This is a genomic window from Planctomicrobium aquicomposti (genome assembly GCF_051466325.1).
Lineage (GTDB): Bacteria > Planctomycetota > Planctomycetia > Planctomycetales > Planctomycetaceae > Planctomicrobium.
Window position 1 is genome coordinate 685,271 of the sequence record NZ_CP195792.1, and the last position, 13,972, is coordinate 699,242.

The following is a 13,972-nucleotide window of genomic DNA, read 5'->3' on the forward strand; positions in this document are numbered from 1 at the left end:
GTGACAAGGGAGCGATCAGAACACAACGTTCCCTCACCATCAATGCCGCATGGCCATCAGTTCACACGGCGCTGCATTCTGTTTCACTGATTTCCGGACGTGACAACGATGTCGAAACCTGCTGTTTATCCTACGGTCGTTCTGGCGAGTCGAAACCAGAAGAAGAGCGCCGAAATCCGGGAGCTGTTGGCTCCTTATGGAATCCCGCTGCGGTCGGTCGCCGACTTCCCCAATACCGAGGACGTTGTCGAAGATGGCGCGTCGTTCCGCGAGAATGCCGAAAAGAAAGCCCGCGAAACAGCGCTCGTAACCGGGTATTGGGCCTTGGGGGAAGACAGTGGGCTTTGCGTCGACGCCCTCAAGGGAGCGCCGGGGATTTACTCCGCCAGGTTCAGCGGTCCCGGCGCCACCGATGCGGCGAATAACGAGAAACTGCTGCAGGAACTCGCTGATGTGCCGGACGATCGACGCGGGGCCCATTACGTCTGCCACATCGCGGTCTCTGATCCGGACGGAGTGATTCAACTGAATGTCGAAGCGACCTGTCAGGGACGCATCGCCCGGGAGCCCCGCGGCCAAAATGGATTTGGGTATGATCCGTACTTCCTGATTCGGGAGTACCATCGCACCTTCGGCGAACTCGGATCGGTGGTGAAACAGCATCTCAGCCACCGGGCTCGCGCCTTTGAGCGACTGATCCCACAGTTGCTCAAAACGCTCTCTCTGGCAGCCCGAACCCATCAGCAGTCTGACCCGAGCTGATCATGCCCGGAAATGAAAAAGGGAACCCGCTGCAGGAGCCGGGTTCCCTCGATGATCTTGCGATCGGGATCTTGTCTCGCCACGTGATCAAAAGGCCTGGATCGCCGGGGGCGTCGAGGTCATGGCGGGTTGCCCCAGTTGAGGATAAACCTGTGTGATCGGGACTGGCTGGCCGAGTTCGATCGGCTGGGCAGGGCTTCCGGGCATCATCGGTTGCGGCGTAATCATGGCCGGCTGTCCGGGATTCACCATCGGTGCGGGGGAGTACATCATGGTGTTCTGACCCGGAGCCATCTGCGGATTGGGGACCGGAATGGACATCGGCTGCTGCATTGCCGGCTGCCCGTGCATGACGGTCGGTCCGGAGAGGATGCCAGGCTGGGCGTTCATCATCATCGGTTGGGTGCTCACCATCGGCTGGCCCTGCATTGTCATGGTCTGACCCGGCTGCATCATCGGCTGGCCGTTCATCATCATCATTGGTTCGCTCTGCATGACCATCGGCTGGGATCCCTGCATCATCGGCATGGCAGCACCCGGCTGCATCATGGTCTGGCCATTGGTCGGCATGGGGACCGACTGGGAATCCATCATCATCGGCTCGCCCATCATCATGGGCTGTCCGTTGATCATCGGGGCTCCCATGCCGGGCTGGGCCGAGGAGTAGCTGGCGAGGACCGGTCCCAGCGACATGGTCGGATCGGTCTGCACCATCAGGTTGGCTTTCTGGATTCCCCCATCGGGAACCTGTGCCATCGCCATCTGGTACATGCGGGAAGAGACATCGGGCTGATACGACCGCATCTGCAGTGAGCGTGCGTAGTAGCTGGCGGCGACGTCGTTACGTCCCATCTGCTGGTTCAGCTCGGCCATCTGATTGAGGGCTGCTGTGTTTTTGGGATTCATCCGCATGGCCGCCTGAAGTCGCTGTTCGGCACCCATGAAGTTGCCGGTCCGCTGATCCATTCGGGCCATTTCAATTTGCGAGGCCGCGTTGTAAGGCTGCGTTTCGGCCCAGGCATTGAGGAGGTTCTGCGCATCTCCCTGTCGTCCCTGCTGCACCAGCATCTCCGAGAGGTCGTGATACGACGGCTGGTGCATGGGGTCGATGGTCAGAGCATGCTGGAACATCCGCTCCGCCGAGGCGTAGTCTCCCTGCCGCTCCATCGCTTTGGCGACGTTATAGGCGTAGTTGGCATTGTACGGGTCATCGAGCAGGGCCCGTTCGAATTCGTAGCGGGCTGCGGTGTAGTTCCCCTGCTTGTAGTACCCCTTGCCTGAGGCATTCATCACGTAGCCGTTCATGCGGGCACAGCCGCAGAACGTGGAAGCCACGCAAACCCAGACAATGCCGCCGGCGACGAGGCCCATCCGGTACAGAACCCGGGCGAATCCTCGACGGATCCGACGGGTTTCAGGACCTGTGACAACGTCTTGAGCGGAAATGCACCCGGCATCCATGAGGGTGTTCCTTCGGAGGAGGTAGGAAGTTCAGAGGAGGGAGTCGCGGCAGCATCCGGAGGAATCTCCGCGCCGCTGCTGCGGAAGTGACTGTGGACCGGCAAACTATCCCTGCCCAAAATTCCGGGCAAGTCGTCTTCAAGTTTTTCGCCGGAATTGCCGACGCCGACTCTCTGAACGGCAATTGTTGCAGATTCCGCCGGACTGCTGAGAAGCGAACCACGCTACCTCATGGACAGGCGCACAGCAATCCGTTAAGTTCGGTATCATGGCGAAGAGCGAGCGGATCTGGCGGAAAGGGACGAGCCTCCCGCCGCCGCTGCCGATCTGACTTGAACAGGTGCTGCAAGTTTTCAAACGTCCCCAGCCATCGCTGGGAACTGCGAGTGCAACGGATACTGCATGGTTCGGGAACGGGTTTTTCGTGACGACTCCGATGACGACGAGGTGAATGCCCCCCTCGCCGAGCCCCTTCCGGTTCAGTACGACCTGCAGGACCCGGAATTCGACGAACGGCTTCGCCCCCAGCGTCTCGACGACGTGATCGGTCAGAGAAAAGTCGTCGACCGGCTGAAAATCATTCTGCAGGCCACCATCAAGCGGGGGGATACTCTGGGGCATCTGCTGCTGGACGGGCCCCCCGGAATCGGCAAAACGACGCTGGCGACGGTCATTCCCCGTGAGCTGGGGGTCCCCGTGCAGATTGCTGCCGGACCGGCGCTCGACGCTCCCAAGGACCTGCTCCCCTACCTCACGAACGCGACGGCGAATTCGGTTCTGTTCATCGATGAAATTCACCGGCTGCGACCGGCGGTTGAAGAGTTCCTGTACCCGGCGATGGAGGATTTTCGCATCGACATCGCGCTGGGAGAGGGACTGAATGCCCGCACGATCAATATGCAGTTAAAGCCGTTCACACTAATCGGGGCCACGACCCGTGCGGGGCTGCTCACCGCCCCCATGCGGGACCGCTTCGTGTACCGGGAACATCTCGATTTCTACGACACCACGGATCTCGTGGAGATTGTTCGCCGGAACGCCCAGAAGCTGCGGACCAGTATCTCCGATGCGGCAGCGTTGGATGTGGCTCGTCGCAGCCAGGGAACCCCCCGCAAAGCGAACAATATTCTCCTCCGGACCCGGGATTTCGCCACGATTCGACATCCGACCGGCGAGATCACTTCGGAGATTGCCGACTACGCTCTGTCCGTGCTGGAAATCGACGATCAGGGGCTGGAAAAACAGGACCGCCGTTACCTCGAGACTGTGATCGACGTCTTCGGCGGCGGCCCGGCCGGCCTGTCGGCGATTGCTCACAGCATGGCGGTTCCGCCCGATACGCTCGAAGATGATATTGAACCATTTTTGCTGCGATCGGGACTGATCCACCGTACCCCGCGCGGACGGGTGGTGACCCGGAAGGGCTACGAACAGGTGCGCCGGACCCCGCCGCACCAGCCCGGCGGCCCGAATCCCTTGTTCTAGAACTTCGGTTTGAATTCATCAGAGCCCGACGCGTCAGCGAGGGTTTTTGTCTGGGAGAGTGCTGACTTCTCTGTGGCGAGAACAGGCGGATCAGCACGCTCTCCGGCCACCTGGTTGCCGGGTTGCCCTGAACGCCCGAAGTGGACCGCTGGAGTGCACCCTGAAACGCAGAAACGCCCCCATTGCTGGCGGCGTTTCTGTGCTCGATTGGCGATGGCGAATCTCAGGCGAATTCCGGGCGACGGCGTCGCAGCTGATCTTTGAGTCGGGCCACGATACTGGAGTGCATCTGGCTGACGCGGCTCTCCGAGAGGCCCAGCGTCTGGCCGATTTCTTTCATCGTCAGTTCCTCATAATAATAGAGGATGATGATGAGCCGCTCATTGCGATTCAGCCCTTTGGTGACGAGCTTCATCACATCGCGTTTCTGGATGCCGAGGGTGGGGTCTTCCCCCTTCATGTCCTCGATGACATCGATTTCGCGAACATCTTTGTAGCTGTCGGTTTCGTACCACTTCTTGTTCAGACTGACGAGGCTGACGGCACTCGCCTCGGTCTTCATTTTATCGAAGTCGTCGAGGGACATTTCCATCTTGGCCGCCAGCTCAATATCTGTGGGGGGGCGACCGTGAGCCGCTTCGAGTTCCTTGCGGGCCGCTTCGAGTTTGCTGGCCTTGCTCCGGACGAGACGGGGGACCCAGTCCATGGTCCGCAGTTCATCGAGCATGGCTCCCCGGATGCGGGGGACACAGTAGGTCTCGAATTTCACGCCCCGTTCCAGGTCGAAGGCCTCAATGGCATCCATCAGGCCGAACACTCCGGCGGAGATGAGATCATTCAGGTCAACGCCGTCCGGCAGCTTGGCCCAGACACGTTCCGCGTTGAAACGGACGAGTGGAAAGTAGTTTTCGATGAGCCGGTTGCGAAGTTCCTGGTTCATCTGGTCTTTTTTGAATTCAAGCCAAATGGATTGAATGTCGGGCTTGACCTTCGTGGTCATATACTCCTCCGTGACCTCGTGTCGTCGCCGGAATCAGGCGAAAACCTGCAGACGAGGCGGCGGGGCGGCTTGTCCCGTCGACCGGTCGGCAATCTGTCTTCAACCTATTATCGGCTCTTCGAGGAGAGTGATTGAGGGCGAATGTCACAGGTTCTGTGACCGTTACAAACTAACTCTCAAAAACTGAAAAATTGTGGGCTGGGGAAATGGAAAAACTGAAAGGGGGACCCGATCGGGTCGGCTCGAACGTTCCGGAAGGAACACTGTCGATTCGATTCGAGTCGACTTTCAGCGGGTGGGAGGAGGACGTGTGAACGTTGCGGGGGGAGAAATATCGGAATGCTCCCAAGACTGTCCAGTTGCTCGTTGCATTTTGCTGAGGAGCCGATCGTCCGGTCGCAGAACTTGCCGACGTACCGGTTTGGAACCGATTTCCGCCGTCTGAACATGCGAAAACTGCTGGTCGACGAGGGGCGTTGAGAGAGCCGGGGAGTCAATTGCCGGAGCCGAAAACGAGCGAAGGCGTCGCCGATGTCGGCCACGCCTTCGCTACGGAACTCAAATTGACTGTCAGTGCAATTTCTTCGTCGGACCGCCGACCGGGCTTACCAGCCCCAGCCGTAGTTCCGGACCCGGACAACGCCGCGATACGGACGGACGGTCACGCGCTGGTAGGCGGGAGCGATCACCGGCGCGGGATACACGACCGGGGCACCGACGTAGCCGACCGGAGCCACCGGGGCAGCATAGGCCGGTGCGTACGGGGCGTAATAGGTGGTGACCACCGGAGCGGCCGGGTAGTAGACCGGGGCCACTGGAGCGTACGGAGCATAGCCGCTCACCCAATAGTGTCCCGCTTCTGCCTGACGACCGGCCCATGCCGCGACTGTCAGTGCCAACGCAAATCCAGCAATCTTCAACACTCGCATGATGAACTCCCTACTGTGAAGTTGGGTGAATTGAGCGACATTTGACGGAATCGAGAATACCCGCTCCCCGGCGGGATGTCGACCATCAGGTCGGGGGCGCTCGTTGCATCTTGCGTATTTGTCCCTGCTTAACTTCTCGCTCATCGCTTTCAGAATCGCGTTTTGGGAAATGCAAACGGCAACGTTCAAGAACACAAAAAAACCGCGCTGCCTGCAAGGGTCAGCGCGGTTCTTCTGTTAGTCGTTTTCGATTCGTCTCATCGCCCCTTCACATCACCAGGCGAGAGCGGGCGGTCCCGAAATCGGAAGACTCTAGGCCAGCACCTTCGACCGCAGGGTCTCCAGCAGCCGAATGGCGGTGCCGACATCGGCTTTCTGGCGTTCCCGGTCCTGGGGGATTTCCCGTTCGACGGTCAGCGGTCCTTCATACCCAATCTCCTGCAGTGTCCGTAGGTATGTCTCCATGCCGACGTCCCCTTCTCCCAGCGGAACTTCAGTTCCCCAGGCGACCCCCCGATCCGCAGCTGCCCATTTCCCGTCTTTGCAGTGGACGCTGCGAACCAGATGCCCCACCTTCTTCAGCGCTTCGATCGGATTCCCGGTCCCGTACAGAATCATGTTCGCGGGATCGAAGTTGATGAACAGGTTGTCCCTTCCGACATCGCCGATGAACTCGAGCAGGTGGTCGGCGGTTTCCTGTCCCGTTTCGAGATGCAGCGCCTGACGGTTCTGCTGGATATGATCCAGCAGTTCCCGCGTGACATCCAGCAGCTTTTTGTACTCTGCAGAATTCCGGTCCTGCGGCACAAAACCGATATGGAGTGCCACCACGTCGCAGCCGACCTGGCGGGCAAAGTCGGAGATCTCTTTCATTTCCTGTAGCCGGGCGGCCTGCGTCTCCGGTGGGACGAGTCCGACGGTCCGGGCTGTTTCCGCGATGCTCGCGTAGCTCTCTCCTTCGAATCCGCCGAAGACAGCGGTGATCCGGATATTGGCTTTCCGGCAGCGTTCCAGAAACTCCTCAGCGGTCCGCGCGGTTCGGGATTCCGGATGCGGTGCGTGAATCTGAACCGTCGGAATCCCCAGCTCCTGGACCACTTCCAGGTGGACTCCCAGCCCAGCATCCACAGATGTAAAGACCCCCAATGGCCAGCGTGACATCAAATTTCTCCCGTTCCCGTAAGGCAAGACGTTGATCCGGCAGAATAACAATTGTCCCGGTCGCTCTCCAGCACTTGGCAATTCCGCAACGGCGTGGCTCTGGATCAAAACGGTGTCGATACCGGTTCACGGAGTCTGTGATCGCGATACACTGATCGTCGCTCGTCGATCCGTGTTGTTGTGCGTCGTCATCCTCAAGTCCGAGGCTCTTCGATGTCTGTGAACTCCCGTGTCATCGCTTCCGCAAACGGGCTGGAGGCGACACGACTGGCGTATCAAATCATCCAGCAGGGAGGTGATCCTCTGCATGCGGTGGTGGAAGGGGTGACCCTCGTGGAAGACGATCCGGCGGATCTCACTGTCGGATATGGGGGACTGCCGAACGAACTGGGGGAGGTCGAACTGGATGCTGCCGTGATGCACGGACCGACACATCGTGCGGGGGCGGTCGCGGGGGTGAAGCGTATTCGACACGTCGCCCGACTCGCCAGACGGGTCCTCGACCAGACGAAGCATGTGCTGCTCGTGGGGGAGGGAGCGAATGCCTTCGCGCGAGCGCAGGGCTTCGTAGAAGAAGATCTGCTCACGGAGACTGTGCGACAGATCTGGCTGTACTGGAAGCAGACCAACTCGGATCGTGATGACTGGCTGGCTCCCCCGTGGGAGGAACTGTCTCCCGCCGTCAGGGAGTTCTTTCAACTGAAACCACCGGGAGAGGGAGTTCCCGCGGGCACGGGATACCAGCGTTCCGAGGCGGTGGAGCGTCCTACCGGCACTGTCCATTGCTCTGCAATTAACGGCAATGGTGATCTCTCCTGTGTCACTTCCACGAGCGGTCTGGCGTTCAAGATCCCCGGACGGGTGGGGGATACGCCGATCGTGGGGGCCGGACTCTATGTCGACAATCAATACGGCAGTTGCGGCAGTACGGGACGGGGCGAGGAGAACCTGCGCAATTGCTCGTCGCACGCGGTGGTCGAATTGCTGAGACAGGGCAAATCACCACTCGAAGCGGGACGCGAGGTGTTACAGCGGATCGTGGCCCATGCGCGGGAACCCTGGCTGTTGGGGAGCGATGGCCTGCCGAATTTCGGCCTGAAGCTTTATGTCCTCGGGAAAAACGGCGATTCGGCAGGGGTCTCGATCTGGGGACCGACAAAATACGCCGTGACCGATCGGGAAGGGACGCGGCTGGAGCCCTGTGCGTATCTGTTCGAGAAGCACCTGCGGAGGTGATTGATCACAGCCGACAGGGGGATTTCTCCGGACGGCAGACGGCCGTGGCGCTGGATGGCGGAACCTGACCCCCTCTGAGGAGGAAGCAAGTCGCGATGATCGCGACTGAAAGCGCGCCAGCTCACTGCCTATGCACTGCCTTCTGTCGCGATGCGACAAAATTGCCAGAGGCAAAAGTTGCCGCAAATTATTACTGCCGCAAAGTTTATTGAGAGGCGCAGCCCGGATTCGAACCGGGGAAATAACGGATTTGCAATCCGTCGCCTTAGGCCACTTGGCTACTGCGCCGTTGGTGTCATACAGAATCGGACACGAACAGCCGCAACTTTGGGCATTTCGTGCGTTTTCCTGCCATGGATCACGCCTGATGGATTCCGACGAACTGGCATCTGCGGCCAAGCCCTTAAAATCCACTCAGCTTCTGCAGATTACTCATCGACATCGGACTGGTCAATCCAATGATCGGTCAGAGTCTCGACGGAGTCCGGGAACCGGCAGACATTTCATGTTGCCGATCTCCGGCGGGGACTGGAAGAATCCAAGTTCTGTTGGATAATCTGATCCATCGATTTTGAGTTCCTTGTCTGCCTCCCCTTTTTGATGGACCTCTTCATGTCCTCCATTCTGTCCTCTGCCTCCCCTGTCTCCCGCCGTCAGTTCCTGCAGACATCTGCTTTGGGATGCGCCTCGCTGGCTGCCGCCTCTGTCCTTTCCGCAGCGGAACCGCCGGTCCGGAACGGAAAGCCGCATTTCAAACTGGCCCTTGCCGCTTATTCGTTTCTGCCCGAGCTGCAGCGCTACATTCCCAAGCCCAAGGCGGGGAAGATGCAGCTGACCGAATTCATCGATTACTGTGCCGAGCAGAATCTGGATGGAACCGAACTGACCAGCTATTTCTTCGCGGACACCAGCAACGAATATCTGCTGAAGATCAAGGAGCAGGCGTTTCGTCTGGGACTTGATATTACCGGAACCGCCATCAACAACGATTTCGGATTGCCGGAAGGTCCTCAGCGTGAAGAGAACCTGGCGCTCACGCGCGCATGGATTGACTACGCCGCGATCTTCGGCGCCCCGGTCATTCGGATTTTCGCCGGCAAGACACCCGCCGGTGACACCGATGCCAACGCCGCCGCCCGCATTGTGGGCGCCATCAACGAGTTGCTCCCCTATGCTGCCACGAAGGGGGTGATTCTTGCACTCGAAAATCATCACGGTCTGACGGCCACGCCGGAGCAGCTGTTGGCGCTGGTCAAACAGGTCAACCCCTCGCCGTGGTTCGGGGTCAACTTCGACAGTGGAAACTTTCTGACCGCAGACCCCTATGCCGATCTGGAAAAGATCGCCCCCTATGCGGTCAACGCCCAGATCAAAGCGTCGATGCGATCTCCGGCTGGCGAGAAGAGCCCCGCAGATTTCAAGCGGATCATCGAGATCCTCAAGCAGGCGGGCTATCGTGGGTATATCACCCTCGAATACGAAGACAAAGAAAATCCCCGGACGGCCGTACCCCGTTATCTGGATCAGCTGCGCGAACTGATTGCATAGGGGAACTCCCTTGCCGGTCCCGGGGAAGCGGGCATGTCCATCGAAGACATGCCCAGCTCCGCGGGGCAGGGACCCGATCAGTTTACGAATGCAGCGCTTGCGCGGGTGGTGTCCATTCCGGAAACAATCCGAAGAAGGCGTGGTAGCGATGCGAGCGCAAAAGATCGGCAGCCAGAAGATCACTCGGGCGTTGGCACTCTGGGCGTTTTTGTTCGTGCCGGCCGGGTTCGCTTTCGCCCAGCCCGAGGGTTACGCGGGAAATGTGGCCACAGACAAGCCGCTGCTGCTCTACAGGCTGACTCCCACGCGACAGCCGGTTGCGATTCCCCCGAAGCTGAAGATCACTTCGCTCGACTCGCTGCAGTTCACCGGCCCGCGTCCGAGTGATCCGTTCGTGCTGGGGAACTTTGCTGCGGATGGAAGCTGGGGGATTGCCAACGGATATCTGCAGGCATTGAGCGGGAAGAACTCGGCCGTCCAGCTCTGCTGGGCCGATCAGTTCGAACTCACCGGCGTCGCCAAGATGGCCGGCTTTGGCGGCTGGTTTCTGCTGCTGGGATGGGATCAGGGTCGGGGGTATGCGGTTCACAACCCGACATTGATGCAGAGCGGCTCCCCCTGGTTCCTCTCTGAATTGCGGGGGACGAAGGCCATCGAGGGACGCACGATGGAGTTCGACAAGTTCGAATGGAAAGGGGAGCAACCCTTCAGTATCAAGGTTGCGAACAGCAACCTCACGGTCACGGTGGGGAAGTTCACCGTGATCAACACGGTTCCTCTCCACAATTATTCCGCCGGCTCGATTGTGGTCGGCGTTTATGACACGAAATACGGCCCGCGTGCTGTCGGCATCAAGTCACTGAGCATCCGCGCGCTCCCCCCGGTTGCTCCGGCAACAGAAACCTCCACGCCCGCCGGCGGAGGCCCCGCGACCCAACCGGATTCCCAGCTTATCGAGTAGCTCCTGCGCGTGGACGGCGATTCTTTTGTCCCGGCTGCTGGTCCGGCTTCGGTGTCGGCCGGTTGCTTTGATATTTCAGGGCCAGTTCTTTGAACTTCGCCACGACGGCTGCATGTTGCGGGTCTGCAGCAACGTTCTTCATCTCTCCCGGATCCTTACCGATCTCAAAGAGCTGTTCGCCATCCGCACCCCCTCCCCACAGCGTGTAGCGCCAGTCTGTCGTCCGCAGGCTGACGCCTTCGGATTGTCCCCGCTCTACCTGGGTGTATGCGATCTCTTTGATTTGCACCTGAGGATTCTCAAGCACAGGGACGAGACTGACGCCATCGATGTAATCCGGAGCCGTTAATCCGCACAGCTGTGCAAGAGTCGGATACAGATCAACCAGTTCCGCCATTGTTGTCGCCACATGGCCATTTCCTTTCATTCCCGGTGCGGAGATGATGAGCGGGACATGGGCTGCATTTTCGAAGAGACTCATCTTCTGCCACAGTCCATGTTCCCCCATGTGATAACCGTGATCACTGGCGAAGACGACAATCGTCTTGTCGCGAAGGCCGAGTTCATCGAGGCTTTTCAGGACGCGACCGACCTGGGCATCCATGAAGCTGATCGAGGCGGAGTAGGCCTGAATGGCGGAGCGCCGCTGGTCATCATTCAACTGGCGCTGCTCGGGCTTCTGGCCGGCATAGGCCAGTGCTGGAAATTCGTTGCGATCGTCTTCAGAGAGTTCCGGAAGCTGGATCGCTTCCTTCGGGTACATATCAAAATATTTCTTCGGGGAAACATACGGCGTGTGCGGACGGAAACAGCCGAAAGCCAGAAAGAACGGCTTGTCCCGATTCGCTTCCAGCAGGCGGATGGCGGCGTTGGCGCCGATCCCGTCGGTCTGTTCCGCGTCGGTTCCTTCCGCGGCCAGCCAGCTCAGCATTCCGCCGAAGTTGCGATCCTTTCCGATCGTGAAAATCTGCGGTTCATCCGCTTTGTCCCGGCCGGCGGGATTGACGACAAACTGCCAGGATTGGACATCATCAAGTCCATCCGTCCCGATCTGGCCGGGGACGCCATAGTGATAGAGTTTTCCCACCCGCCCCACGGCATAGCCGTTTTCGATAAACAGTTGCGGCAGCGTCACGGTGTCGGGAATCGTCTCACGCAGATGGGGAGTCAATGTGTAGTCCCGGCCGAAGCGGCCGGATCGGGCATTCCGCAGAATCTGGGTTTCATTCGGGCGACGCCCCGTCAGCAGGGACGCACGGCTGGGACCGCAGAGTGGAAACTGGCAGTAGGCGTGTTCAAACCGGACGCCGCTGGCTGCCAGCGCATCCAGATTCGGAGATTTCACGCGCGTGTTCCCATAGCACCCCAGATCGCAGTTGAGATCATCAGCCATCAGGAACAGCACGTTCAGCTTTTCCGCGGCTCTGCTGCTGATGCAGACCAGCAGGCAGCAAAGGAACGACAGCAGCTGGATCCGGAATCTCATCGTCTGGTCCCCGGTCTTGAGAAAGGCAGATACTTGCGTGAGGAATATCAGCCGCAAGCCTGAACCGAGTCTAAAAGATCGCATCCGGCAAAGCGAATGCACCCCTGCATTGTCCCCCCCCGAACAGCGGCATATTTTCGCGCGTCCTTGTCCGGAACTTTGCCGGAGTCTGCTCCGCCAGCGTATTCGCTTTGGGTGCACCCGTTCACGCGACGCGGAGGCAAGCCGGTCATGAGGCGCAGCGCGTGCTGTGCGGGCATAGGAAGAGCAACCCGCACTCGAATCGCCTGCCAACGGCTGTCAGTTCGGGACGCGGGTGGAATCGACGATCTGCTGAATGATCTGGCGGGCACGCTGCCGCTGGCCTTCGCGAATCACCCCCCCGCACACCACGCGGTGGGCCAGAACCGGGACAGCCAGGGCCTTGACGTCATCGGGAATCACGAAATTGCGTTTTTCGATGAGCGCCAGACTCTGCACCGCACGATACCACGTCAGCGCGCCGCGAGGGCTGACTCCCAGTGACAGCTCTTTGTGGGTGCGCGTGGCGGTGATGATGTCGAGCATGTAATCGACAAGTGACGACTCCACTTCGACCTTGCGGGCCTCTTTCTGCAGCTGGCTGAGTTGTTCTGCCGTGAGGACCGGTTTCAGGGTATCGACAGGCTCACCGGACCGGTGGCTGTTGAAGACTTCCCGCTCGGCTGCACGATCTGGGTAACCGACCTCGGTGCAGATCATGAAGCGGTCCATCTGATTTTCGGGCAGCGGATAAGTCCCTTCAAACTCGAACGGGTTCTGTGTGGCCAGGACCAGAAACGGGCGGGCGAGGGCGTAAGTCTGACCGTCGGCCGAGACCTGATGTTCCATCATCGCTTCCAACAGCGCACTCTGGGTTCGCGGAGTGGTGCGGTTGATTTCATCGGCGAGGAAGACGTTGGTGAAAATCGGCCCCTGACGGAACTCGAACTCGCCCCGGTTGGGGTAAAAAATGCTGGACCCCAGAATATCGCTGGGGAGCAGGTCCGGCGTGCATTGCAGACGGGTGAATTTGCAGTTCAGACTATGGGAGATCGCTTTGGCCAGTGAGGTTTTGCCGACGCCGGGGGCATCTTCAATCAGCAGGTGCCCCTCAGCCAGCAATGCGACCACAGACAAGCGGATCACCTGCTGTTTCCCCAGCAGGACTTTGGCAATGTTCTGCTCCAGTTTCTCAATCAAACTGCTTGTCTCGCCGGGCACGACCATCTCCGCGAAGTGATTTGTCTGGACGATAGATAGGAAATGATAATCGCAAGATGCCGGAAGTGCATTCCATCCGCGGGATTTCCTGCGAGGGAATTATGCCGCCAGCGAATCATTTGCGAATGGAATCCCGCGACCTGCAGTTGTTTTTGTCCCTGGGGAGTTGAAACGCCGCCTGACGTTCGACCGGACCTGACTCTCTCTTGCGATTTTCAGAACTCTACAATCCGCCACGGTGAGGGGGAGTGATTTTATGGTTCCAGGAAACGAGAACAAATGAGGTCGACCCCTCCGGAGAAGGTCACGGCTCCCTCCGGATCAGGAGCCCATCGACTGCGAATGTGCCTTCCCAATTGAGATCGACCCGTTCCTGCCCAGCGAGGAAACGCCGATGCCTGCTTATGTGATTCTGATTCAGGAAGAGACGACCGACCGGGGGGAGCTGGAGGCCTATTTCGAACAGGAAGGGGGGACACTGGAGGGGCATTCGGCAATTCCCCGTGTCATTTATGGACCACACGAAGTCCTCGACGGGGCTCCTGTCGAGGGGGTGGTGCTGCTTGAGTTTCCGACGCTGGCGGAAGCCAAAGCGTGGTATCTCGGACCCGAGTACACCGCAGCGAAGCAGTATCGGCTCCGGGGGGCCGAGTATCGGGCCATCTTCGTGGAAGGGATTTGAAGCGGCCGCCGGTTTGCGG

At 59.4% G+C, this 13,972-nt stretch carries 12 protein-coding genes and 1 tRNA gene; 6 read left to right on the forward strand and 7 right to left on the reverse strand.

Going from position 1 to position 13,972, the window contains the following annotated elements; genetic code table 11:
* Positions 1-108 precede the first annotated feature (108 nt).
* Positions 109-762 carry an RdgB/HAM1 family non-canonical purine NTP pyrophosphatase gene (gene rdgB / locus SH664x_RS02595; RefSeq protein WP_437204793.1) on the forward strand — a complete coding sequence of 218 codons (654 nt, stop codon included), beginning with the start codon at positions 109-111 and terminating at the stop codon, positions 760-762.
* 87 nt (positions 763-849) lie between these two features.
* On the opposite strand, the gene SH664x_RS02600 is transcribed toward rdgB, so the two are convergent.
* On the reverse strand, positions 850-2,223 hold the full coding sequence (locus SH664x_RS02600; protein ID WP_437204795.1) for a tetratricopeptide repeat protein: 1,374 nt from the start codon (positions 2,221-2,223) through the stop codon (positions 850-852).
* 402 nt (positions 2,224-2,625) lie between these two features.
* On the opposite strand from SH664x_RS02600, the gene ruvB reads away from it, so the two are divergent.
* The gene (gene ruvB / locus SH664x_RS02605) at positions 2,626-3,708 is read left to right on the forward strand and encodes a Holliday junction branch migration DNA helicase RuvB (protein WP_437204796.1); all 1,083 of its coding nucleotides are present in this window, start codon (positions 2,626-2,628) and stop codon (positions 3,706-3,708) included.
* A gap of 223 nt (positions 3,709-3,931) precedes the next feature.
* On the opposite strand, the gene SH664x_RS02610 is transcribed toward ruvB, so the two are convergent.
* The 3 genes from SH664x_RS02610 to SH664x_RS02620 all read right to left on the reverse strand — a co-directional run bounded on the left by SH664x_RS02610 (position 3,932) and on the right by SH664x_RS02620 (position 6,798).
* Positions 3,932-4,708 carry a FliA/WhiG family RNA polymerase sigma factor gene (locus tag SH664x_RS02610; protein ID WP_437204798.1) on the reverse strand — a complete coding sequence of 259 codons (777 nt, stop codon included), beginning with the start codon at positions 4,706-4,708 and terminating at the stop codon, positions 3,932-3,934.
* A 605-nt stretch (positions 4,709-5,313) separates the two neighbouring features.
* Positions 5,314-5,637 carry a hypothetical protein gene (locus SH664x_RS02615; protein WP_437204800.1) on the reverse strand — a complete coding sequence of 108 codons (324 nt, stop codon included), beginning with the start codon at positions 5,635-5,637 and terminating at the stop codon, positions 5,314-5,316.
* Positions 5,638-5,949: 312 nt separating this feature from the next.
* Positions 5,950-6,798, reverse strand: coding sequence for a sugar phosphate isomerase/epimerase family protein (locus tag SH664x_RS02620; protein ID WP_437204801.1), 849 nt, complete (start codon positions 6,796-6,798; stop codon positions 5,950-5,952).
* 213 nt (positions 6,799-7,011) lie between these two features.
* On the opposite strand from SH664x_RS02620, the gene SH664x_RS02625 reads away from it, so the two are divergent.
* Complete coding sequence (locus SH664x_RS02625) at positions 7,012-8,034, forward strand: N(4)-(beta-N-acetylglucosaminyl)-L-asparaginase (protein ID WP_437204802.1); 1,023 nt, start codon at positions 7,012-7,014, stop codon at positions 8,032-8,034.
* Between the two features lie 213 nt (positions 8,035-8,247).
* Here the strand turns inward: SH664x_RS02625 and SH664x_RS02630 are convergent.
* A tRNA-Cys gene (locus tag SH664x_RS02630) sits at positions 8,248-8,322 on the reverse strand.
* A gap of 324 nt (positions 8,323-8,646) precedes the next feature.
* Here SH664x_RS02630 and SH664x_RS02635 point away from each other — a divergent pair.
* Both SH664x_RS02635 and SH664x_RS02640 read left to right on the forward strand, forming a co-directional pair.
* Positions 8,647-9,582: a sugar phosphate isomerase/epimerase family protein gene (locus SH664x_RS02635; protein WP_437204804.1), complete on the forward strand. Its 936-nt coding sequence runs from the start codon at positions 8,647-8,649 to the stop codon at positions 9,580-9,582.
* Between the two features lie 148 nt (positions 9,583-9,730).
* Complete coding sequence (locus tag SH664x_RS02640; protein ID WP_437204806.1) at positions 9,731-10,543, forward strand: hypothetical protein; 813 nt, start codon at positions 9,731-9,733, stop codon at positions 10,541-10,543.
* Here SH664x_RS02640 and SH664x_RS02645 read toward each other — a convergent pair.
* Positions 10,533-12,029: a sulfatase gene (locus SH664x_RS02645; RefSeq protein WP_437204808.1), complete on the reverse strand. Its 1,497-nt coding sequence runs from the start codon at positions 12,027-12,029 to the stop codon at positions 10,533-10,535. The genes SH664x_RS02640 and SH664x_RS02645 overlap by 11 nt on opposite strands.
* A gap of 300 nt (positions 12,030-12,329) precedes the next feature.
* Entirely contained in the window at positions 12,330-13,277 is a 948-nt protein-coding gene (locus SH664x_RS02650) for an AAA family ATPase (protein ID WP_437204810.1), read from the reverse strand.
* A 388-nt stretch (positions 13,278-13,665) separates the two neighbouring features.
* On the opposite strand from SH664x_RS02650, the gene SH664x_RS02655 reads away from it, so the two are divergent.
* Positions 13,666-13,953, forward strand: coding sequence for a DUF1330 domain-containing protein (locus SH664x_RS02655; RefSeq protein ID WP_437204812.1), 288 nt, complete (start codon positions 13,666-13,668; stop codon positions 13,951-13,953).
* Positions 13,954-13,972 lie beyond the last annotated feature (19 nt).

What these genes read in the sequence shown, in the direction of transcription:
- SH664x_RS02640 (WP_437204806.1), top strand. Translation starts at nt 9,731, where the DNA reads ATGCGAGCGCAAAAGATCGGCAGCCAGAAGATCACTCGGGCGTTGGCA.
- SH664x_RS02655 (WP_437204812.1), top strand. Translation starts at nt 13,666, where the DNA reads ATGCCTGCTTATGTGATTCTGATTCAGGAAGAGACGACCGACCGGGGG.
- rdgB (WP_437204793.1), top strand. Translation starts at nt 109, where the DNA reads ATGTCGAAACCTGCTGTTTATCCTACGGTCGTTCTGGCGAGTCGAAAC.
- SH664x_RS02610 (WP_437204798.1), bottom strand. Translation starts at nt 4,708, where the DNA reads ATGACCACGAAGGTCAAGCCCGACATTCAATCCATTTGGCTTGAATTC.
- SH664x_RS02620 (WP_437204801.1), bottom strand. Translation starts at nt 6,798, where the DNA reads ATGTCACGCTGGCCATTGGGGGTCTTTACATCTGTGGATGCTGGGCTG.
- SH664x_RS02600 (WP_437204795.1), bottom strand. Translation starts at nt 2,223, where the DNA reads ATGGATGCCGGGTGCATTTCCGCTCAAGACGTTGTCACAGGTCCTGAA.
- SH664x_RS02645 (WP_437204808.1), bottom strand. Translation starts at nt 12,029, where the DNA reads ATGAGATTCCGGATCCAGCTGCTGTCGTTCCTTTGCTGCCTGCTGGTC.
- SH664x_RS02615 (WP_437204800.1), bottom strand. Translation starts at nt 5,637, where the DNA reads ATGCGAGTGTTGAAGATTGCTGGATTTGCGTTGGCACTGACAGTCGCG.
- SH664x_RS02635 (WP_437204804.1), top strand. Translation starts at nt 8,647, where the DNA reads ATGTCCTCCATTCTGTCCTCTGCCTCCCCTGTCTCCCGCCGTCAGTTC.
- SH664x_RS02625 (WP_437204802.1), top strand. Translation starts at nt 7,012, where the DNA reads ATGTCTGTGAACTCCCGTGTCATCGCTTCCGCAAACGGGCTGGAGGCG.
- SH664x_RS02650 (WP_437204810.1), bottom strand. Translation starts at nt 13,277, where the DNA reads ATGGTCGTGCCCGGCGAGACAAGCAGTTTGATTGAGAAACTGGAGCAG.
- ruvB (WP_437204796.1), top strand. Translation starts at nt 2,626, where the DNA reads ATGGTTCGGGAACGGGTTTTTCGTGACGACTCCGATGACGACGAGGTG.